Origin of the sequence: Marinimicrobium sp. C6131 (assembly GCF_026153455.1) — a bacterium.
Taxonomy (GTDB): Bacteria; Pseudomonadota; Gammaproteobacteria; order Pseudomonadales; family Cellvibrionaceae; genus Marinimicrobium.
In genome coordinates this window covers 2,853,564-2,873,604 of the sequence record NZ_CP110629.1, presented here as the reverse complement: position 1 = coordinate 2,873,604, position 20,041 = coordinate 2,853,564, and the positions used below count along the sequence as shown (strand labels likewise).

The 20,041-nt window shown below is 57.9% G+C and carries 15 protein-coding genes; 8 read left to right on the top strand and 7 right to left on the bottom strand.

Features of this window, described 5'->3' with window-relative positions; genetic code table 11:
• Positions 1-30: 30 nt before the first annotated feature.
• The 3 genes from OOT55_RS12435 to OOT55_RS12425 all read left to right on the top strand — a co-directional run bounded on the left by OOT55_RS12435 (position 31) and on the right by OOT55_RS12425 (position 3,831).
• Positions 31-2,151 carry a peptidase domain-containing ABC transporter gene (locus OOT55_RS12435; RefSeq protein WP_265366187.1) on the top strand — a complete coding sequence of 707 codons (2,121 nt, stop codon included), beginning with the start codon at positions 31-33 and terminating at the stop codon, positions 2,149-2,151.
• A 14-nt stretch (positions 2,152-2,165) separates the two neighbouring features.
• Complete coding sequence (locus tag OOT55_RS12430; protein WP_265366186.1) at positions 2,166-2,345, top strand: hypothetical protein; 180 nt, start codon at positions 2,166-2,168, stop codon at positions 2,343-2,345.
• A gap of 346 nt (positions 2,346-2,691) precedes the next feature.
• Entirely contained in the window at positions 2,692-3,831 is a 1,140-nt protein-coding gene (locus OOT55_RS12425; protein ID WP_265366185.1) for a glycosyltransferase family 4 protein, read from the top strand.
• 123 nt (positions 3,832-3,954) lie between these two features.
• Here OOT55_RS12425 and OOT55_RS12420 read toward each other — a convergent pair whose 3' ends face one another.
• Positions 3,955-4,986 carry a LacI family DNA-binding transcriptional regulator gene (locus OOT55_RS12420; RefSeq protein ID WP_265366184.1) on the bottom strand — a complete coding sequence of 344 codons (1,032 nt, stop codon included), beginning with the start codon at positions 4,984-4,986 and terminating at the stop codon, positions 3,955-3,957.
• A 164-nt stretch (positions 4,987-5,150) separates the two neighbouring features.
• Positions 5,151-6,299: a helix-turn-helix transcriptional regulator gene (locus tag OOT55_RS12415; RefSeq protein WP_265366183.1), complete on the bottom strand. Its 1,149-nt coding sequence runs from the start codon at positions 6,297-6,299 to the stop codon at positions 5,151-5,153.
• 150 nt (positions 6,300-6,449) lie between these two features.
• Here OOT55_RS12415 and OOT55_RS12410 point away from each other — a divergent pair, with 150 nt between their 5' ends.
• Together OOT55_RS12410 and OOT55_RS12405 are read left to right on the top strand one after the other, a co-directional pair.
• Entirely contained in the window at positions 6,450-7,220 is a 771-nt protein-coding gene (locus OOT55_RS12410; RefSeq protein ID WP_265366182.1) for an alpha/beta fold hydrolase, read from the top strand.
• A 99-nt stretch (positions 7,221-7,319) separates the two neighbouring features.
• On the top strand, positions 7,320-8,585 hold the full coding sequence (locus OOT55_RS12405) for an IS110 family transposase (protein ID WP_265365638.1): 1,266 nt from the start codon (positions 7,320-7,322) through the stop codon (positions 8,583-8,585).
• 490 nt (positions 8,586-9,075) lie between these two features.
• Here OOT55_RS12405 and OOT55_RS12400 read toward each other — a convergent pair whose 3' ends face one another.
• The 3 genes from OOT55_RS12400 to OOT55_RS12390 form a co-directional block, all read right to left on the bottom strand.
• Positions 9,076-9,480, bottom strand: coding sequence for a periplasmic heavy metal sensor (locus OOT55_RS12400; protein WP_265366181.1), 405 nt, complete (start codon positions 9,478-9,480; stop codon positions 9,076-9,078).
• A gap of 115 nt (positions 9,481-9,595) precedes the next feature.
• On the bottom strand, positions 9,596-10,246 hold the full coding sequence (locus tag OOT55_RS12395; protein WP_265366180.1) for a response regulator: 651 nt from the start codon (positions 10,244-10,246) through the stop codon (positions 9,596-9,598).
• Positions 10,243-11,652 carry an ATP-binding protein gene (locus OOT55_RS12390; protein WP_265366179.1) on the bottom strand — a complete coding sequence of 470 codons (1,410 nt, stop codon included), beginning with the start codon at positions 11,650-11,652 and terminating at the stop codon, positions 10,243-10,245. The genes OOT55_RS12395 and OOT55_RS12390 overlap by 4 nt, the downstream gene beginning before the upstream one ends.
• A gap of 189 nt (positions 11,653-11,841) precedes the next feature.
• Here OOT55_RS12390 and OOT55_RS12385 point away from each other — a divergent pair, with 189 nt between their 5' ends.
• The 3 genes from OOT55_RS12385 (at position 11,842) to OOT55_RS12375 (ending at position 15,451) form a co-directional block, all read left to right on the top strand.
• Positions 11,842-13,479 (top strand): methyl-accepting chemotaxis protein, encoded by a 1,638-nt coding sequence (locus OOT55_RS12385; protein ID WP_265366178.1) that lies wholly within the window; start codon positions 11,842-11,844, stop codon positions 13,477-13,479.
• 108 nt (positions 13,480-13,587) lie between these two features.
• The gene (locus OOT55_RS12380; protein ID WP_265366177.1) at positions 13,588-14,520 is read left to right on the top strand and encodes a sensor domain-containing diguanylate cyclase; all 933 of its coding nucleotides are present in this window, start codon (positions 13,588-13,590) and stop codon (positions 14,518-14,520) included.
• A 4-nt stretch (positions 14,521-14,524) separates the two neighbouring features.
• Entirely contained in the window at positions 14,525-15,451 is a 927-nt protein-coding gene (locus tag OOT55_RS12375) for a DUF3667 domain-containing protein (protein WP_265366176.1), read from the top strand.
• An 8-nt stretch (positions 15,452-15,459) separates the two neighbouring features.
• Here OOT55_RS12375 and OOT55_RS12370 read toward each other — a convergent pair whose 3' ends face one another.
• Together OOT55_RS12370 and OOT55_RS12365 are read right to left on the bottom strand one after the other, a co-directional pair.
• A complete protein-coding gene (locus tag OOT55_RS12370; protein ID WP_265366175.1) occupies positions 15,460-18,591 on the bottom strand; it encodes an efflux RND transporter permease subunit in 3,132 nt (1,043 codons plus the stop codon).
• A complete protein-coding gene (locus tag OOT55_RS12365; RefSeq protein WP_265366174.1) occupies positions 18,588-20,036 on the bottom strand; it encodes an efflux RND transporter periplasmic adaptor subunit in 1,449 nt (482 codons plus the stop codon). Before OOT55_RS12365 ends, OOT55_RS12370 begins: the two co-directional genes overlap by 4 nt.
• Positions 20,037-20,041 lie beyond the last annotated feature (5 nt).

The following is a 20,041-nucleotide window of genomic DNA, read 5'->3' as shown; positions in this document are numbered from 1 at the left end:
TTTACGAGAACGGCACGGAATGGAACCTTCATGGACGCCAACGCCACACTGACAACAGACCGACTGCTGAACTTTCGAGGCGGTCGCCGCCTGCCCGTGATCCTCCAGACGGAAATGGCGGAGTGCGGTTTGGCGTGCGTGACTATGCTCGCCGGCTATTACGGCTTTGAAACCGATATGGCCACGCTGAGAAAGCGGTTCGGTATTTCCCAGAACGGCGTGCAACTGAAGCAACTCATGGACGTGGCGGGAAAGATGCACCTTGCCCCTCGCGCCATCCGAGCCGAAGTGGATGAAGTTCATCAGCTCCAGATGCCCTGTATCCTCCACTGGGGAATGAACCACTTTGTGGTCCTGAAGCGAGTCAAGGGAAAGAAATACCTGCTACACGATCCCGCCGTGGGAGAGCGGGCGGTGACCGTAGAGGATTTCTCCAACCACTTTACCGGGGTCGCCCTGGAACTGACACCCACCTCCGACTTTGAGGAAGGCTCCGATAAGCAGACCCTGAAGCTACGCCACTTCTGGAGTCGCGTAACCGGACTGAAACGAAGCCTCCTCCAGATCCTGATCCTGTCGCTTCTGCTCCAATTGTTCGCGGTGATCTCGCCGCTGTATATGCAGACCGTCATTGATGATGTGGTGTTGCGAGGGGACCAAGATCTCCTGTTGGTGCTGGCTCTGGGGTTCGGGCTGCTGCTGTTGATCGAAACCGGTACCAGCGCCTTACGGCAGTTCGTCATAGTGAACCTGTCCAACCGGCTCAATATTCAAATGGCGGCCAATGTCTTCCGGCATCTCATCCGGCTGCCCATGGACTTCTTTGCCAAACGGCATATGGGAGATATCGTTTCCCGATTTGGTTCCCTGCAAAGCATTCGGGAACTTCTGACCACCGGCCTGATTACCGCTATCGTCGATGGCATTATGGCGATCATCACCCTGGTTGCCATGCTGTTCTACGACAAAATGCTTACTCTGATTGCGGTCGCCATCGTTCTTGTCTACGCCCTGTTTCGCTGGGCCGTATACCGCCCCTTCCGCCTGCTGTCGGAAGAAAGCCTGATCGCCCACGCCAAAGAAAATAGCCATTTCATGGAATCGATCCGGGGTGTCCAGACGGTCAAGCTGTTTCAAAAAGAAAACGACCGCCAGAGTCAATGGCAAAACAACCTCGCTACGGCCATGAACAAGGATATCCGGCTGACCAACTGGGGAATTGGCTACGACACCGTCAATCGCCTGCTGTTTGGACTGGAAAACATCATCATCATCTACTTCGGCGCTATGGCTGTGATCGGAAATGTCATGTCCGTCGGCATGTTGTACGCCTTTATCAGCTACAAAAACCGCTTTGTCGGCTCTATGGACAGTCTTGTCAGTCGGTGGATTGAGTTCAAAATGCTGGAGCTCCACCTGACCCGGCTATCAGACATCGTGTTCTCTAAAACAGAGGAGTCGAACGATGCAGCTGTAGCGTCCCTTTCTCAGAGTGCCGAGCCCGAAAAGTTGGCTGGGGAGCTCGAGGTTCTGAATCTGACTTATGCCTATGGTCCGATGGACCCTCCTGTCTTCAAAAACGTAAGTTTTAAAATCAATGCCGGGGAGTCCGTGGCGATTGTCGGCCCAAGTGGCTCGGGAAAGACCACGCTACTTAAATGCTTGATGGGCCTGATGACTCCGACGGAGGGAGAGGTTCTGGTGGACGGGAATCCACTTCGTCAAATTCTCGGCTATCGCTCGAATATTGCCAGCGTTATGCAGGATGATCAGCTCCTGAGTGGCGATATTGCCGACAACATCGCCTGCTTTTCCGATCGGATTGATATGGAGAAAGTCATCCGGTGCGCAAAGATGGCCTGTATCCACGATGAGATCATGAGAATGCCCATGCAATACAACACCCTGGTCGGCGATATGGGCACTAGCCTGAGCGGCGGCCAAAAACAACGAATTGTGCTGGCTCGCGCCTTGTACCGCGAGCCACGCATCCTGTTCATGGATGAAGCTACCAGTCATTTGGATGTTGAGAGGGAGGCGGAGGTCAACCATAACCTCGTTTCGCTTTCAATTACCCGGGTTCTGGTAGCTCACAGGCCGGAGACGGTCAAGTCGGCAGGACGCCGAATACTATTGGAAACTAACCTGTAATCAAGGAGATTATTATGCGTGAATTGAATGAAAGAGAGATTAAAAGTGTTAATGGCGCTTTTCTTCCTCTAGTTGGTCTGGCTGTTGGTGTGGCCACGAGATTTACGGCCAATCAGTTAGTGCGACATTATGGATCCAGTTTTGCTCTCGCTGCTGGGGCCTATGGGGCAGCTGTTGAATACGGGGGTAAGTAAACAGGAATCTCGGCTGCTAAGGCAGCCGAGATCAATTTTGAGGATTTGTATGTTTAATGAGAATAGGGTGTGTCCTTATTGTAAAGAAAAATCAATCGATACCTCCACTGTCGCTGCAGGAGCTAGATGTGAAAAATGCGGGTCTTTGATAGAGATTGATGTTGCGTGCTCATGGATTATCTCGATGAGTCTTTGTTTGTTTGCATTGATGATTATTCGCTATGGTCCAGGCGTATCGGGTTTGATAGCTATATTTATTCTTTTTTTAAGATTTGTTTTCACGGATCTCGTAGATTCGAATTTTGCTCCGCTTAGAGTTAAAGAGCATGGATAGAGGAAATTCTATATGATTCTATTTTTAACCATAAACATTAGGAATAAAAGTGATAATACAGGAATGCCAGAATATTACAGGAGGGTACTTCCATTAATCAGCGAGAAGGAAAGTCTGGTTATTATTGATGTCGATAACTCTTGTGAGGTTTTCGGGAATATCGAAGAGTTAAATTATAAAGGTATCCCTTTGATAAGCTTTGGGATACCTAAAGGTTACGATATAGGGGTAGATTTTGATAGGCTCTCAGGGTTTATATCGGGTGTATGTGATCGGTTTCGGGTGAAAGTGGTAGTTTTCCCTGATTATATGTTTTTCCCATATTTGGACTTCCCATACTTTCGTGCCAAAGGAATAACCACTGTCTATTTTTGCCACCTTCTATATCGAGGAGTGACAAATTCTTTTATGTGCAATTTAGATATTGGAATGATCGATATTAATCCTTGGGTAGATTGTGCTCGAGTTGAGCAGGGAGCTGTCATGGAGGCGGATCAAATATGGGCAAATTCCGAGTTTACAGAATCAGAGATTCTTAAATATTATGGGTCATCTTTAAGAAGTAAGATTAAGGTTGCTCCGTTGGGAATAGATAAGGAAGATTGGCCATACTCTCCGCAGAACAAAAATCTTAAAGTAGGATACTTGGGAAGGTTGGATATTCAGAAAGGGATTCAGAGAATATTAAACGACGTAGATAGAAACCCAGATTTTTACAAAAATTATCCAATGCAGATCGCCGGTCAGGGTGCACTTGAAAATGAGGTCATACGCCGGCAGTTTTTTGATAGAACTATACAATATTATGGCCCTTTGGAAAGGGAAGAGGTAAAGAGTTTTGTGAGGCCTCTGAAATGGGTTGTTTTTCCATCTATCTATGAACCCTGGGGGTTGGTGGTTACGGAATGTATGGCAATGGGGAAGATTTGTATTATACAGGATTGCGAATCGGGTATGTCTGAGCAAATAACAGATGAAGTTAACGGTTTTCGGGTTGATATGTCTAAGACGTCTATCTCACAGTTTATTAGTATGAAGGAGGATTCTGGGATTAATTTTGATGAAATATCTACCGCAGCAAGGAGAGATTCAAGGAGTTTGTCAGAGCACACTGATATACTTTTAACAAGCTGCATTAAAGAGTGCCTGTAACGGAATCACCACTTTGGATTTATTTTTTATTCATTCCTCATTGATTGGTTGGTGTGTTTAATGATAATTGTATAGAAAAGAATGTCTTGTCATTAGATATAAGGAAAAGTCGGTACCGTTACACTACTCTTTGTGTCCACAGGAGCTCCTCAAAATCAGATCGGTGGGCAGCAGAAACGATTCCGGTTTCTCCCCATCGATCATCTTCAGCAGGTTGTCCACCAGCAGCTCGCCCGCCAGTCGGGTGTTCTGCTGCACCGTGGTCAAAGGCGGATGGGTGTAGGAAGCGGTCGGAATATCATCAAAGCCCACCACCGCAATATCATCCGGTACGATCATGCCGGCGGCTTCAATCCCCTGAATCGCCCCGATGGCGATCAGGTCGCTCGCGCCAAATACCGCATCGAATTCCACGCCCCGCGCTCGCAGGGTTTCAATGCCCGCTTTCCCATCGGTTTCCGAAGTTTCCGCCGCGACCTGAAGGGCCGGATCCAGCTCAATCCCGAATTCCTTCAGTGCCCGGGCGTGGCCCTCATAGCGGCGCCGGAACTCGGGGGAGTGCTCGCTGGCATCCCCAATAAACGCGATCCGTTTCCGGCCGAGCTGTAACAGGTGTTTGGTGGCCTTGTAGGCACCGTTGTAATTGTCACAGCCAATGGACATGCCCGGCTGACCCGGCAGTACCGGACCCCAGGTAATGTAGTGGGCGCCCGCCTCGTTCAGGTGGATCAGCTTTTCCACGTAGGTCACGTAGTCCCCATACCCCAGGAAAATGATTCCGTCGGCCCGGTGGGCGTCCTCAAAATCCGCGTGCCAGTCATCGCTCATCTGCTGGAAAGACACCAGCAGGTCGTACTGGCGGTTGGCGCAGGCGCGGGTAATGCTGCCGAGCATGGACAGGAAAAAGGGGTTGATCATGGAGTCGCCAATGCCCTGATCCTCACACAGCAACAGGGCGATGGTCCGGGTCTGCTTGGAGCGCAGGTTACGGGCGTTTTTGTCGACTTTGTAGTTCAGCTCCCGGGCAATCGCCTGAACCCGCTTGCGGGTGGCCTCGTTGACCAGCGGACTGTCGCGCAGCGCCCGTGAGACTGTGGATTGAGAAACCCCGGCCCGATAGGCAATATCGAACGAGGTGGGCTTGTCGTCTTTCATACACCGAAAGTCCCGGGCCTGGTACTGGCCTCTGTTGTTATGGCTCTGTATGCGATTGCCATTGTCATGGCAAGCCCGGTACTGATGAGTGTCGGGTCAAATACCGGATTGGCAATGAATATATCACAGGGTCGAGCAAAAGTGGCACCGGCGACGGGCCCTGGCTACCGGGCGGGCAGTTGGTTGACCAGCGCGGCCAACTGGCTCTGTCGGCAACGTCCGGTTTTGTTGAATATGGATTTCAACTGGCTTCTGAGGGTGTGAATCGAGCGGTGATCCCGGGCCGCGATGGCCTTGAGCTCCAGGCCCAGGGCGATGTCCTGAGCCAGCCGCGCCTCAGCGTCCGTCAGTCCATACGTGCTCATCAACTGCTGATGACGCTTGCCGGTCTGTGCCAGTGGGTCCCGGATATAGAGCGCGGCGTGGATATCGGTCTGCCAGAACGGCAGGTTCGGATCGGCACCGGGAAACACCGGAGCCAACAAGCAATACAGCGGCGGACAGTGAGCGCGGGGGACCTCAACGCGCCATTCGAGAGTCTGGCAGTGGGCCGCTTTGCGCGTCAGGCGGTGCAGGGCTGCCTTGAACTGCTGATTGAGGTTCGGATCAGTGAGTTCGATCCCGTCCGCGGTGAAGCGCAACCCCGTTGGTGTGACCTGCTCCAACTGGGGGGAAAAGTAGCGGATTTGACCGTTCGCATTGAACAGGATAAACGGTAGCGGGTGCATCTGGGCGGCACTCAGGGCCGAGGTCAGCCGGGCCTCCCGGTCCGCCATCAGGGCGCTTAGGCGCAGGGCCTGACGCACATGAGGTAGAACGCTGTTGATCAGATTGGTCTCTTGCCGGGAGTAATGTCCCTGCCCACCGGTACGCTGAATCAACAATTGCACCTTATGTTGCTCGGTGCTGTACACCGTGCCGCACACGCCATGGTGGATATCCAGACCCTTGGCCCAATCGTTGAAGAATTCGCTCTGGTAAAACGTCGGCTGTCGGCAACTGAAATCGAGATAAGTGGAATACAGTTGTCCGGCTGGCTTCTCACCCAGTTCGGTGCGCCAGGGGCACAGGTTGACGAAGTGTTCCACATAGCGTTGGTGCGCACTATCGTCGATGTTGACCTTGATGCTGCGCTGAACGGTATTCGCGCCCTGATTCAACAACAGTAAGCGGGCCGAACGGGACCCGGTCAAATCGATCATCCGTTTGAGAAACGGCGTCCACTGGCCGTTGCTCAGGGCACTGCCGTACAGGGTCCCCAGAAGTTGTTCGTTATGCTCCGCAAGGCGTTGCCGTAGCGTATTGTCTGGCATGGTACCGTGGTTCCGAGAGGCCGCAGCCAGAGGCTGTGGCGGGCAGCCGGAGATCAACCCATCGACTCTGGCGCGATTTTCGCTTATTTTTAACAAGTTTGCGATGGAATACGCGAATCCGCAACGACTAATTCAAACGAGAAACCAACCATGTCCGACGAGCGTGACGATTTTGTGACCGAGCAGGGCCGGGGCGAACCCCTGGTCATCCTGATTCACGGCTGGAGCTGCCAGCGCACCGATTGGGCGCAAACGCTGGCTACCCTGCCCCAGGGCCGTCACTGCCTGGCACTGGATCTTCCTGGCCACGGCGAAGCGCGGGATAGACCCTGGGATGACTGGACGATCGAGGGCCTGGCCAAAGCCGTGACCGAGGTGGCCGATCAAAAAGGGGCCCATCGACTGATGTTGGTGGGTCACTCCATGGGCGGCTGTGTGGCGTTGGAAGCGGCCCGGCGCTGGTCCGGGCCGGTGGGTGTGGTATTGGTGGACAGCTTCGGACTGCCCTATGGGGATATGGACGCCGAGACCATTGCCGCGATTGAAGAACCTTTCAAGGCGGACTTTCGCGGCGCCATGGCCGGACTGGTGGACAGTACCACGGTGCCGGAACTGGACCCTGAGATCCGCGATTGGATCAAAGCCCGAATGGCCGCGGGCGACCCGGAGCGTCTGCTGCCCATCTGGCACAACCTGTTGCGCTGGTCCCCGGACGCGGCCTTTGCCGAGATCAAGGGCCCCATTGTGGCGCTGAACGGAGAGCACATTTCCGAGGCGGCGCAAAAGCGCTGTGCGCCCTACGTGCAGGAAACCGTCCTGCCGGGCACCCACCACTTCCCCCAATTTGAGCAGCCCCGGGCCTTTGCCCTGGCGTTGCAACAATCACTGGATTCCATTGCGTCACAACTCAGCGTTGAGTAGTCAGTTATAAGGTAGAAAAAAGAAAGGGGACCCTCATAACTCGGTAACTTGCTGTAACAGCAAGGTGCGAAGAACCGAGAGCATTGGAGGTGTCCCCTTATGCGCAAGTATAACTATCGTGCCCAAAATTTCCAGAAGGTGAACTGGGATCAACTGCGTGAGCAGACGGCGGGCGAGCGGTTGATTCTGGCGATTGATGTGGCCAAGAAGGACTTCTACGTGGCGCTGATGAAGCCGGACCGGACGGTTCTGAAGACCATCCGCTGGGAGCATCCGCAACAGAGCCCGGCCCTGCTGCGGGAACTGGCGAACCTCAAGGCTCAGCGCCTGGAGGCGGTCATGGAGCCGACCGGTACCTATGGCGACGCCTTGCGCTACCAGTTGAGAGCTCTGGGTGCCGAAATCTACCGGGTCAGCCCCAAGCGGGTGCACGACGCCGCTGAAGTGTATGACGGGGTCCCGAGCCTGCACGACGCCAAGGCGGCTTACCTGATCGGCCGGCTGCACCTGGATGGCATCAGTCAGCGCTGGCGCGAGCCGAGTGAAGCGCGTCGAGCTCTGCGAGCCTTACTGAATCGGCTGGAGCAGGTACAGGAGCGCCACCAGCGGGCACTGAATCGGCTCGAAGCGTTGTTGGCCCGGCACTGGCCGGAGGCGCTGTGCTGGCTGACATTGCAGAGCGCCAGCTTGCTGCACCTGCTGGCCGAGTACGGCGACCCGGTTCGGGTGACGGCACAGCCGGAGCAGGCGGACCGACTGCTGCGCCGAGTCGGTGGGCACATGCTTAAGACGTCCAAGCGCGAAGGCCTGCTGCGCAGTGCCGCCACGACCTTGGGCGTGCCGGTGGTCGAGACCGAACACGAACTCATCCGGGCCCTGGCCCAGGAGATGCTGGACACACGGGCGCAGTCCCGCGAGCTGGAGCGAGCGCTGTCCGAGCACGTCGAGCACACCCGGGAGCTGGCCTGGATGGCCGAGGCACTGGGCCATAACAGCGCGGTGGTGCTTTACTGTGCCCTGGGTTCGGCCAATGACTACCCGCGTGCGGCCAGCTATCTGAAAGCGGCGGGGCTGAACCTCAAAGAGCGCTCCAGCGGCAAACACAAAGGGCAGCTGAAGCTGACCAAGCGAGGGCCCGGGGTGGTGCGCCACTACCTGTACTTCGCCGCCCTTCGCCTGATACGTCAATCAGGCCCGGCCAGAGCCTGGTATGACGCCAAGCTGGCCCGACACCGAGGCCCCAAGGGCAAACTGATCATCGCGCTGATGCGCAAGCTGGCCAAGGCGCTGTGGCATGTGGCTCAAGGCAAGCGGTTCGATCCGGCCAAGCTCTTTGCCGAGCCACCCCGGGCCGAAGTGGCATAAGCACCACCGAGTCGACCGATGAGGACGAACAGAGACGAGCAACAGGAGCGAGCAATGAGTTAATCCAGCCGTAACACGCTGGCAACGAGTCTTCCTTCGGGCTGACCTTCGATCCGACCTCTAGCCCAGTCTTGAGGCTCCTAAGTAGTCAAGAGGCAGCCCGCGGGATGATCCATGGAACGCGATACCCAAGGTAACTGAGTTGATGCCGCCAGGCGGACATCCGATGCGAGAGGTTCGGTTGACCCCATGGACGTTCATCCGGGAGGCCTTCGAGCTGGCACACAGGCTAAACACACGAGTACCACCGGCATGTGCGTCAACGACTCAGGCAATGCCAGCAGACTCGTGTGCCCAACAGGCAGGTAAAATGATTAAATAAAGGGACTTGACTGAGTTATGAGAGGTCGGATTAGCGATAGCGTAATCCGACAGGTCTCCGTCCTGTTGTCGGATTACGCGTCGCTGCAATGCGTCAGGCCGTTCCTGCCTATTTCTGGTGCTTTTTCATGCCACGGTGGTGAGGTCGGTGAGCCTCCAGATAGGTGGTAAATTCCTCCACCTGCTCGGCCGTCAGTACGGTACTCAGGCGCTCGGCCAACTCCCGCTGGTGGGTTTCGCGCAGGGCCAGCATTTCCTCCCGGCTTGGACGCGGCTCGCCGGCCTCTCGTCGGGCTTTCATGGCTTCACGTCGTTCGCTGCGAAAGTCCTGCAGGACGGTTTGCACTTCGGTTCGCTGATCGTCGCTCAGCTCCAGTTGATTGAAGATGTACTCCAGGCGCGGACCATGGGGGTGCTCGCCCCGGTCTCCGGCCCAAACGGGCGCGGCAATCAGAGTGGCCAGCAGGGCGGCGGTCAGTAGCTGCTTTTTATCAAAAAGCGATGGCTTGAACATAGCGGCATTCCTCACTAAATGTGATCAATGCAGGGCCTCAGTGCCCCTGCGAGTATTCAGCATGCGCCTCAAATTGGCAGGAAATGGGGAGGAAAAAAGGATTCTGCCGCGAATCCTATTCGTACTTGTAACCGGCCCCGTACACCGATCGGATAAATTCCCGCTCCGGCGACAGTGTCTGCAATTTGCGGCGCAGATTTTTGACGTGGCTGTCGATGGTACGGTCACTCACCAGTCGCCGGTCCGGGTAGATTGCATCCATGAGTTGGTCCCGGGAGTAAATGTGTCCCGGGCGCTGTATCAGGCACTGCAACAGACGCATTTCCACGGCGGTGACTTCGACGCTTTGCTCGCCCAGCGATACCCGATTACCCCGACAGCGCAACTCGTCCCGCCCGGCCAGAATCGGTGGGCTGGCACGCCTCAGTACCGCCTTGACCCGCGCGACCACTTCCCTGGGGCTGTAAGGCTTAATGATGTAGTCATCCGCGCCCAATTCGAGCCCGAGCAGCCGGTCAATTTCCTCGACTCGCGCGGTGGTCATTATGATGGGTACCGGGGAGCGTTGGCGCAGCTCCCGACACAGGGTCAGCCCGTCGACACCGGGTAGCATCAGGTCCAGCAGAATCAGTGTGGGCTCATGGCGGGTCAGCCAGTCACGGGCCTCATCCCCCCGCTCACACCAGTGGGTTTCATAACCTTCCCGGTTCAGGTACTGCACCAGAACCCGGGCCAGTTTGGCCTCGTCTTCAACGATCAGGATCATGCAAGCCCCTCCCGGGGAAAGCGGATCACGATGGCCACCCCACCGAGTGGCGACGCCTGAGCGGCCAGGGTGCCGCCGTGAGCGTGGACGACATTCTGAACAATCGACAGCCCCAACCCGGAACCGCCGGTGGCCCGGTTGCGGGAGCCCTCGACCCGGTACAGTCGGTCAAACAGTCGGGGCAACTCCGCCTCCGGGACCCCCGGGGCCGAATCCGACCAGTTCAGTTCCACCGCATCAGCACGGGGCACCAGTGCGATATGCAGATGACCGGGCTGCTCTGATCGTCCATCGGTGTAGTTCAGCGTGTTCTGCATCAGGTTGCTCAGCAGCTGGGACAGGCGCCTGGGGTCGCCTGAAATGACGATGGGTTGCTCCGGGGGCCGCCAGCTCAATTCAATGTGTCGTTGTTGAAGGGCGCTGCGGCTATGGGCACAGATCTGATCAATCAGCTCGCCCAGGTCAACCGGCACCATCTGGTAACTCAGGGCGCCGGCGTCGGACAGGGACAGCTCGTGCAGATCGTCAATCAGTCCGCCCAGGCGACAGATCTCCTGGTGCAGGGAGGTCAGCGTTTCGGGTGTGGGCTCGCTGATGCCGTCCTGCAAGGCTTCCAACTCCGCACGCAACACGGAAACCGGGGTGCGCAGCTCATGGGAAATGTCCGCAATCCAGCGCTGGCGGGCGCTCAGGTTATCTTTCAGGCGACGAGCCAGGCGATTGAAATCCTGGGCGAGCTCCGCCAGCTCATCGCTGCCGCGTTGGGTCAGGCTGACGTCAAAGTGGCCCTCGGCGAGCTGTCGGGTCGCCAGTTGCAGGCGCGCAATGGGACGAGTCAGCCGGTGTGCGAAGGGCAGTGCAACCGCCGCCGCCAGTAACAGTGCCATCAGGGCAATGCCAAGGAACTGACGACGCTGTTGCTCCGCGAACAACTGATCGAACTCCGAGGTCAGGCGCAGGTTGACCGGTACCCCCAATTCGCCCACCCGCTCGCCATCCACTTCAATGGGGAGCCAGGCGGTTCGACGGTCCGGGGTCGGTTCGCCCCAGATAAGCTCACCCCGGGCATCGCGCAACTGGAACAGTGGCAATAGCCGTCGCTGGTCCCGGTCGTCGTGGCGGTTGTGACGGGGCCAGAGAAAGCGACGGTTCAGGCCGCGCCAACGCTCCGGCTGTTCGCCAATCCACGCCCAGCCACCCTGGGCCCGGTACTCATCGGCCAGGGAGTCCAGTAGCGGCGCCAGCCGCCGGGACTGAACCTGACTCAGGTAGGCTTCGAAGCTCTGGGTAAAGGCCTGATTATTGGCGTACAGCATCACTCCGGCCAGCAGGGTGTTGGCCAGCAGGATGATCAGAAACAGTTTGGCGCCCAGCCTCAGTCGGATGACCTTTGCGATGGATGTCATGGCGTGTCCGCTATTGCAAAGCCCCAGCTTAGCGCAGATTTATGCAGGGAATGTGGAGGTTTGAGCGACGAAAGGTCACTTGTGTTGATCCGGGCGACATGCTTGCGCGTACTCTGTCGGGAAAATTGACACCTGGCCGAAGAGCCGGGGACAACCTCGGGGCGATGCCCCTCACCAAGAGTACTGATCATGGCTAGACCCCTCAGCATCGCCCAGCGCCTTGGACTGGGCTTCGGATTGATTCTTTTACTGTTTACCGTGGTGACTGTGCTGGGTATCCAGCGGGTGACCGTCATGGACCGGACCCTGTCCGCCGTCAACGAGGGGGCGACCCAGAAGCAACGGTCGGCCATCAACTTTCGGGGCAGTGTTCACGACCGGGCCATTGCCATTCGCGATGCCGTGCTGGTCGAGAGCGAGCGGGCCCTGCAGGCTCACTTGCAGGATGTGCGTGACCTGGATGCGTTTTATCAGGAATCGGCCCGGCAAATGGATGCCCTGTTCGACGCCCAGGCCGTGAGCAATGAAGAGCAACGCTTGCTGGATAGGATCAAGAATATCGAGCGGGAAACCCTGGCATTGACCGACGAGCTGGTCGACCTACGTCAGGCAGGCAACATCGAGGCGGCCCGCCAGTTTCTGTTATCCGACGTCTCGGGGGCCTACACCGAATGGTTGGCCCGGGTGAACGCGTTTATTGACTACCAGGAAGCGGATATTCGCCGGGACGTGGATCATGTGCAGGCAGTGGCAGGCGGTTTTGCCAAAGTCATGGTGGCGTTCCTTTTCCTGGCGTTGATTGCAGGGGCGGTGGTGGCCGTGGTGATCATCAGAAATATCAAAGCCACGCTGGGGGCTGAGCCGGAAGCCTTGTCAGCGGCGATCGAAGCCTTTGCCTCCGGGCAACTGACCGTGACGGAGAACTCTCGCTACCCAAACAGCGTCATGGCCAACATCAACAAAACCCTGCGCCGACTCGCCGGTGTGATTACCGATGTACGCACGGCGTCGGAAACCCTGGCCCGCTCTTCAGAAGAACTGACCCGGACCTCGGATGACAACAGCGAGCAGGTGCGCCTGCAGTCTTCGGAGACCGAGCAGATGGCCGCCGCCATCAATCAACTCAGTGCCTCGGTGGTGGAGATCTCCCGCAGCGCGGCCAACGCCTCAAGTGCCACCCAAAGTGCCGACCGGGAAGTGAACACGGGCAATCAGACGGTGCAGGAAACCGCTGCCGCCATTGAACAGTTGGCACAAACCCTCGAAGACGCCGTAAGCAAAGTGCAGACGGTATCGACCCAGAGTGGCGATATTGAAAAAATCATCGATGTCATCAACGGCATCGCCGAGCAGACCAATCTGCTGGCCCTGAATGCGGCCATCGAAGCGGCCCGCGCTGGCGAGCACGGCCGGGGCTTTGCGGTGGTCGCCGATGAGGTGCGCTCGCTGGCGACCCGCACCCAGGCTTCTACCCGGGAGATTCGGGAAATGATCGGCACCCTGCAGACCGGTGCCGGAGACGCGGTGGAGGTGATGGAAACCAGCCACCAGTTGGCCCAGAAAACCGTGGCGAAAACCCGTGAGGCCGAGCGCGCCCTGTCGACCATCCGTCAGGAAGTGGTGGCTATCACCGATATGAACCACCAGATTGCCAGCGCCGCGGAGGAGCAGAGCCAGGTGGCCGAGGGGGTCAATCAGAATATCAACCGGATCAGTGAGGCGACCCTGGCGTCCTCCGCTGGCGCCGATCAGGTGGCGGGGTCCAGTCGGGAGCTGTCCGAGCTGGCTCAGCAGTTGTCGCGCAAAGTGGCCCATTTCGAGGTGTAGTCAGGTGGGCGGGTGTTGGCCGCCCCGGCGGTTCGGAGTATATTGAATCAGCGTGATCGTTCCCGCCAGAGGAACGGCTTTGACCAACCAGCACCGGGCCACCTGTTCATGAGCTCCCCCATTTCCGACGCAACTGATAGCGCGGTCTATAAAACCCTGCTTGAATCCACCAAGGCCATCCCCTGGAAAATCGACTGGGCGACCATGAAATTCGCCTACATCGGCCCACAGATTGAAGCGCTCCTGGGCTGGACGCCGGAAAGCTGGGTCAGCGTAGAGGACTGGGCGACCCGGATGCACCCGGAAGATCGGGACTGGGTGGTGAACTTCTGTGTGAGCCAGTCCCAGTCCGGTGTGGACCATGAGGCGGACTACCGGGCACTGACCAAAGACGGCAACTACGTCTGGATTCGGGACGTGGTCCATGTCGCCCGCAATGAGCAAGGCGCGGTGGAAGCGCTGATCGGCTTCATGTTCGATATCAGTGAGCGCAAGAAAACCGAGCAGGAACTGATCAAACTGCAGAAAGAGCTGGAAACGCTGTCTTACCAGGACGGCCTGACCGGCGTGGCCAATCGGCGCATGCTTGACTCCATTCTCGATGTTGAGTGGTTGAATGCCCGGCGCAATTGCCAGCCGCTGTCGGTATTGCTGATCGACATCGATTATTTCAAACAGTACAACGATCGGTACGGACATCTGCAGGGCGATGACTGCCTCAGGTCGATTGCCCAGACCCTGGATGCCGTAGCCTCCCGTCCCCGGGACTTCCTGGCCCGGTTCGGTGGCGAGGAATTCATGTTGGTGCTTCCGGAGACCGATGAGAAAGCCGCCCGCGCGGTGGCCAACCGTTGCCGCCAGGCCATTTTGAAGTTGCAGATTCCCCACGCCGCTTCCGGTGCCAGTCAGTTGGTTTCCATCAGCGTCGGCGTCGCCAGTATTATTCCCGATCACGAAGGTGAGCTGGCGGAATTTATTGAAAGCGCGGATCGAAAACTGTATCAAGCCAAGCTTGAAGGGCGCGACCGGGTGGTGGCTTAGCGCAATGGCCGACAGGGATGACATGACTCAGCCTTCGCTCTGCGCCAATTGCGATACGCCGCTTCAGGGCGATTATTGCCATCGCTGTGGACAGGACAACAAGAATTATGTGCGCAGCGCTTTCGGATTGATTGCGGAATTTCTCGGTGAATTCACCAACTGGGACAATCGTCTCTGGCGGACCTTATGGCCACTGTGGGTCCGCCCGGGGTTTCTGAGTCTGCGTTACGTTCAGGGGCACCGAGCCCCATATGTTCCGCCGCTGCGCCTTTACATCTTTACCTCCATTGTGGCTTTTCTGGTGTTCGCCCAGGCGATACCGGTGGATTCGATCAACTTGAACCCACCGGAGGAGACGGCCGAGAGCGCCGCAGATGATGAGTCAGAACCGCCAGGCGGCGGTCTGGTTGCACCACCCATACCGGGTCGGGATGTGCACTTTGAACTGCCCTTGGTCAGCGAAGAAACCAATCGACGACTGGAGTATAACTTCGGTCGTATTGCCGAGAACCCTCAAATCGGCATCAATCAGTTTTTCTCCCTCGCTCCTCAGGTAATGTTTCTGCTTTTGCCGCTGTTTGCCCTGGTTCTGAAACTGATCTACTGGCGGCGACATCACTTTTATATGGAACACCTGATACTCGCCCTCCACACCCACAGCTTCGTGTTGCAACTGGCGGTGGTGGCGGTGGGCTTGGCCATGCTTGAGGATGCTCTGGCGGCTTGGCCTGTGGTGCCCGAGGCATTGAGTGTGCTCAGTAGTCTGCTGTTCTGGTCGGTGCCTTTCTATCTGCTGCTGAGCCACAAAATATTTTATCGTCAGGGTTGGTGGAAATCGGTCTTCAAATTTTTACTCACTGCCTCTGTTTACAGCTTGCTGCTCTTAACCGCGTTTTTGTTTACGACGATCCAGAGCATTCTGCGCAGTTGAACCGGCGATCAAGTCGCCGGCTTACCCACCGAACGCCACAGATAATAAATCACGGGCAGCACTAACAACGTCAGGATCAACGTCGTGAAGGTACCGCCCACCATGGGCGCGGCGATGCGCTGCATCACCTCCGAACCGGTGCCGCCACCGAGCATGATGGGCAGCAGGCCCGCGAACAGCGTGGCGGCGGTCATCACGATCGGTCGAAGGCGCAGCCCTGCCCCTTCCATGACCGCCTGTTGCAGGTCCGCGCGGGTGAAGGCCCGACCGGCCTCAATGCAGCGCTCCTCGGCGGCTCGATATTCCAGGTTCAGATACACCAGCATCAATACGCCAATTTCCACCGCCACCCCGGCCAGGGCGATAAAACCCATAGCCACCGCGACCGACAGGTCATAGTTCAGCGCCAGCAGCAACCAGACGCCGCCCAGCAACCCGAACGGCAATGTCATGAGGATCATCGCCACTTCGCTGAAGCGGCGGAAGTTCAGGTACAGCAGCAACACAATCACGCCCAGGGTAATCGGCATCACCAGCGCCAGTTTTTCCTGGGCGCGCGCCATGTATTCGTACTGGCCGGCCCAGCGCAGCGAGTAGCCGGGAGGCAGTTCTACGTGCTCGTTCACCGCGGCTTGCGCGTCGGCCACAAAGGAGCCCAGATCCCGCTCGGTGATGTCGACATACACCCATCCGTTCAGTCGGGCATTCTCGCTCTTGATGGCGGGCGGTCCGTCTTCGATGGCCACACGGGCCACCTCGCCCAACGGAATGTGGGTTCCATTGGGGGTGACAATGGGCAGGTTGGCCAGCGCCTCCGGCGAGTCACGATAGGCTTGGGGATAGCGCAGGTTGACCGGGTAGCGCTCCAACCCTTCGACGGTTTCGGTGATATTGGCACCGCCCACGGCGGTGCGGATTACCGACTGCACATCGGCGATATTCAGCCCGTAGCGGGCGGCGCTGGCGCGGTCGATATCCACGGTCAGGTAGCGTCCGCCGGCCACGCGCTCCGCGTACACGGAGCTTGCACCGGGCACGTCACCAATCACGGTTTCCAGCTCCCGCCCAAGCCGTTCAATCACCGACAACTCCGGTCCCGCAATTTTGACCCCCACCGGTGTTTTGATGCCGGTGGCCAGCATATCGATTCGGGTTTTGATCGGCATTACCCAGGCGTTGGTCAGGCCCGGAAAGTCGACCAACTGATCCAGCTCGGCGCGCAGGGATTCCGGGGTGACACCGGGTCGCCACTGGTCTCTGGGTTTGAACTGAATCACCGTTTCGATCATGGTCAGCGGGGCCGGATCCGTGGCGGTATCGGCCCGACCGATTTTGCCAAACACCGTATCCACTTCCGGCAGGGTTTTGATCAGCTTGTCGGTCTGCTGCAGAATCTGCCGCGCCTCGCCAATGGACACGCCCGCGTAGGTGGTGGGCATATACATCAGGTCGCCTTCATCCAGCGTGGGCATAAATTCCGTGCCGAGTTTCTGCGCCGGCCAGAGCCCGATGACCATGATCGCCAGGGCGATCAGCAGCGTCGTTCTGGGAAAGCGCAACACGCCGCGCAGCAAGGGTTGATAACCCGCGATCAACACCCGATTGATCGGGTTTTTCCGCTCGGGCAGGATGCGCCCGCGCACACAGTAACCGAGCAATACCGGCACCAGGGTAATGGCCAATCCGGCGGCGGCCGCCATGGCGTAGGTTTTGGTAAAAGCCAGCGGGGAAAACATCCGCCCTTCCTGGGCCTCCAGGGCGAATACCGGCAGAAAACTCAGGGTAATGATCAGCAGCGAGAAAAACAGGGCCGGGCCCACTTCCGACGCGGAGCGGGCGGCCAGTTGCCAGCGCTGTTCGTTATTCAATTCGCCTTTGTGACGCTCCAGGTGTTTGTGGAAATTCTCGATCATCACCACCGCGCCATCGACCATGGCACCAATGGCGATGGCAATGCCGCCGAGGGACATGATGTTGGCGTTGATGCCCTGAATCTGCATGACGATCATCGCGATGAGAATGCCCAACGGCAGGCTGAACACCACCACCAGGGATGAGCGCAGGTGAAACAGAAACAGGGCACAGATCAGGACCACCACCAGTAATTCCTGACCGAGCTTGTCGTACAGATTGCTCACCGCATTGCGAATCAGTTGCGAGCGGTCGTAGGTGGTGATCACCTCCACGCCGTCGGGCAGACTGGGCTTCAGTTCATCCAGCCGGGCCTTCACCCGGTCGATCACTTCCGCCGCGTTTTCGCCCGAGCGCATCACCACAATGCCACCCACCACCTCGCCTTCGCCGTTCAGCTCGGCAATGCCCCGACGCATTTCCGGGCCGAGCTGGATGTTGGCGACATCTTTCAACTGCAGCGGGGTTCCCCGCTCGTTGGTGCCCAAGGGGATCTGCTCCAGGTCCTCAATGCTCTGCACATAGCCGGTGGCGCGCACCATATACTCCGCTTCGGCCATTTCGATGACCGACGCGCCGGTTTCGGCATTGCCATTGACGATGGCGGCGTGAACCTGTTGCAGCGGCAGGTTATAGGCGCGCAGCTTCTGCGGGTCGACCTCCACCTGATACTGCCGGTTCATGCCGCCAATGGTGGCGATCTCGGACACACCATCGAGCGCCTGCAACTCGTATTTCAGAAACCAGTTCTGCAGCGTGGTGAGTTCCGCCAGGTTGTGTTGGCCGGTGCGGTCGACCAGCGCATAGTTGAATACCCAACCCACCCCGGTGGCATCCGGGCCGAGTTCGGGGCGAGCGCCTTCGGGTAAATCCTGGGTGGCCTGATTCAGATACTCCAGCACCCGGGAGCGGGCCCAATAGAGGTCCGTGCCCTCCTCAAAAATCACGTAAACGTAAGAGTCGCCGTAAAAGGAGAAGCCCCGCACGGTCTGGGTTTTGGGAACGGACAGAAGCGCGGTGGTGAGCGGGTAGGTCACCTGATCCTGCACTACCTGCGGCGCCTGTCCGGGGTAGGACGTTTTGACAATCACCTGCACATCGGACAGGTCCGGGATGGCATCCACCGGTGTGTTGCGCACTGAGTAGAGTCCCCAACCCAACAACATCAAAGTGGCCAGCACCACCAGCAGGCGATTGTGAATGGACCAGCGAATGATCGCAGCAATCATGGCGCGCTTCCTCCGTGGTCGTGATGCTCATGAGTATTCTGCGTGTCTTGATCTTCACTGTCGTGGTTCATGGTGTCGTGATCCATTTCTCCATGATCCATTTCGGAATGGTCCATATCGTCATGGTTCATTTCGCCATGATCCATTTCGCTGTGGTCCATAGTTCCATGGTCCATGTCCTCGTGATTCATCGAGTCATGATCCATTGAATCGTGATCCGTCTCGTCCTCTTCTGGTGCTCGAGTTTCGATTCGGCCTAAATCCGCTTCGCGGCTGGACTCGGAGTCGATCAGGAACAGCCCGTTTTCAACCACGCGATCCCCGTGGCGCAAACCCTCCAGAATTTCGGCGCGCTCGCGGCCGACTTGTCCAACTTTGACCGGCACCGAGCGATACACCTCCGGTTCGACTTCCCGCACCACGCGCGTTCCGGCGCCGGTGCGAATCAGGGCGCTTCGGGGAATGGACAGCACGGCCTGCTCGTCCTCGGGTTCGATCCGGGCACTGACAAACATACCCGGTTTGAGCCGACCCTCGTCGTTGGCAAATTCCAGGCGGGCGCGCAGCGTTCGGGTGTCGCTGTTGAGCGTGGGATAGAGGTAGGAGACGGTGCCTTCCCAGGTTTCACCGGGATAGCTGGCGGTGGTCAGGGTGACCGGCTGGCCGGTGGTGATACGACCCGCATCGGCCTCAAACAGCTCGACATTGACCCAGATGTCTTCAAGGCTGCCAATGGACATCAGGTTCTGCGGCAGGTCCACAAAGTTGCCCTCGCGCACACCGAGCTGCACCACATAGCCGTCCCGACTCGCGTAGTAGTGCAGCTTCTCCCGTACGCTGCGCTCGCGCTTCAGCCGCTCGATTTCACGCTCGCTCACCCCTTTGGCGCGCATCTGGGACAGGGAGCCCTCTGCCCGTCCCGGAAGCTGGTCTCTCAGGCTTTGCAGGTACTCGCGTTGCAGATTGATGATTTCCGGCGAGTAGAACTCAAACAGTTTTTCACCGGCTTTGACCGGGTCGCCCTCGGTGGCCACGGCCAGCTCGGTAATCCAGCCCGAGGCGCGCACATGAAAGTGCTGCACCTGTTGCTGGTTCACCTCCACCAGTCCCACCGTCTCTATGGTCTGGCCCACCGGCGCGTGGGTCGCTTCCGCCAGCGTCAGCCCGAGGTTCTGGGCAACCGCCGGGCCAATCCGGACATCGCCGGGCTCGCGTTTCTGGTCTTCCGCATACACCGGCACCAGATCCATGCCCATGGGGGACTTGCCCGGCCCGTCCCGGCGATAGCTGTCATCCATGGGGGCCACCCAGTAAAGGGGCTTTTTCTCGTCGCTGTCAGTCTTTGAAGGTTCTGAGCTGTCCGAAGGCTCGGGCCAAAGCCACTGACTGCCCACACCCAGCGCAAAGGCGCCCAGCAGCGCCACAAAAAATAAGGATTTGTTCATAACAC

Excerpts from the sequence above, each read along its gene's own strand:
- OOT55_RS12435 (WP_265366187.1), top strand. The coding sequence starts at position 31 with ATGGACGCCAACGCCACACTGACAACAGACCGACTGCTGAACTTTCGA.
- OOT55_RS12430 (WP_265366186.1), top strand. The coding sequence starts at position 2,166 with ATGCGTGAATTGAATGAAAGAGAGATTAAAAGTGTTAATGGCGCTTTT.
- OOT55_RS12425 (WP_265366185.1), top strand. The coding sequence starts at position 2,692 with ATGATTCTATTTTTAACCATAAACATTAGGAATAAAAGTGATAATACA.
- OOT55_RS12420 (WP_265366184.1), bottom strand. The coding sequence starts at position 4,986 with ATGAAAGACGACAAGCCCACCTCGTTCGATATTGCCTATCGGGCCGGG.
- OOT55_RS12415 (WP_265366183.1), bottom strand. The coding sequence starts at position 6,299 with ATGCCAGACAATACGCTACGGCAACGCCTTGCGGAGCATAACGAACAA.
- OOT55_RS12410 (WP_265366182.1), top strand. The coding sequence starts at position 6,450 with ATGTCCGACGAGCGTGACGATTTTGTGACCGAGCAGGGCCGGGGCGAA.
- OOT55_RS12405 (WP_265365638.1), top strand. The coding sequence starts at position 7,320 with ATGCGCAAGTATAACTATCGTGCCCAAAATTTCCAGAAGGTGAACTGG.
- OOT55_RS12400 (WP_265366181.1), bottom strand. The coding sequence starts at position 9,480 with ATGTTCAAGCCATCGCTTTTTGATAAAAAGCAGCTACTGACCGCCGCC.
- OOT55_RS12395 (WP_265366180.1), bottom strand. The coding sequence starts at position 10,246 with ATGATCCTGATCGTTGAAGACGAGGCCAAACTGGCCCGGGTTCTGGTG.
- OOT55_RS12390 (WP_265366179.1), bottom strand. The coding sequence starts at position 11,652 with ATGACATCCATCGCAAAGGTCATCCGACTGAGGCTGGGCGCCAAACTG.
- OOT55_RS12385 (WP_265366178.1), top strand. The coding sequence starts at position 11,842 with ATGGCTAGACCCCTCAGCATCGCCCAGCGCCTTGGACTGGGCTTCGGA.
- OOT55_RS12380 (WP_265366177.1), top strand. The coding sequence starts at position 13,588 with ATGAGCTCCCCCATTTCCGACGCAACTGATAGCGCGGTCTATAAAACC.
- OOT55_RS12375 (WP_265366176.1), top strand. The coding sequence starts at position 14,525 with ATGGCCGACAGGGATGACATGACTCAGCCTTCGCTCTGCGCCAATTGC.
- OOT55_RS12370 (WP_265366175.1), bottom strand. The coding sequence starts at position 18,591 with ATGATTGCTGCGATCATTCGCTGGTCCATTCACAATCGCCTGCTGGTG.
- OOT55_RS12365 (WP_265366174.1), bottom strand. The coding sequence starts at position 20,036 with ATGAACAAATCCTTATTTTTTGTGGCGCTGCTGGGCGCCTTTGCGCTG.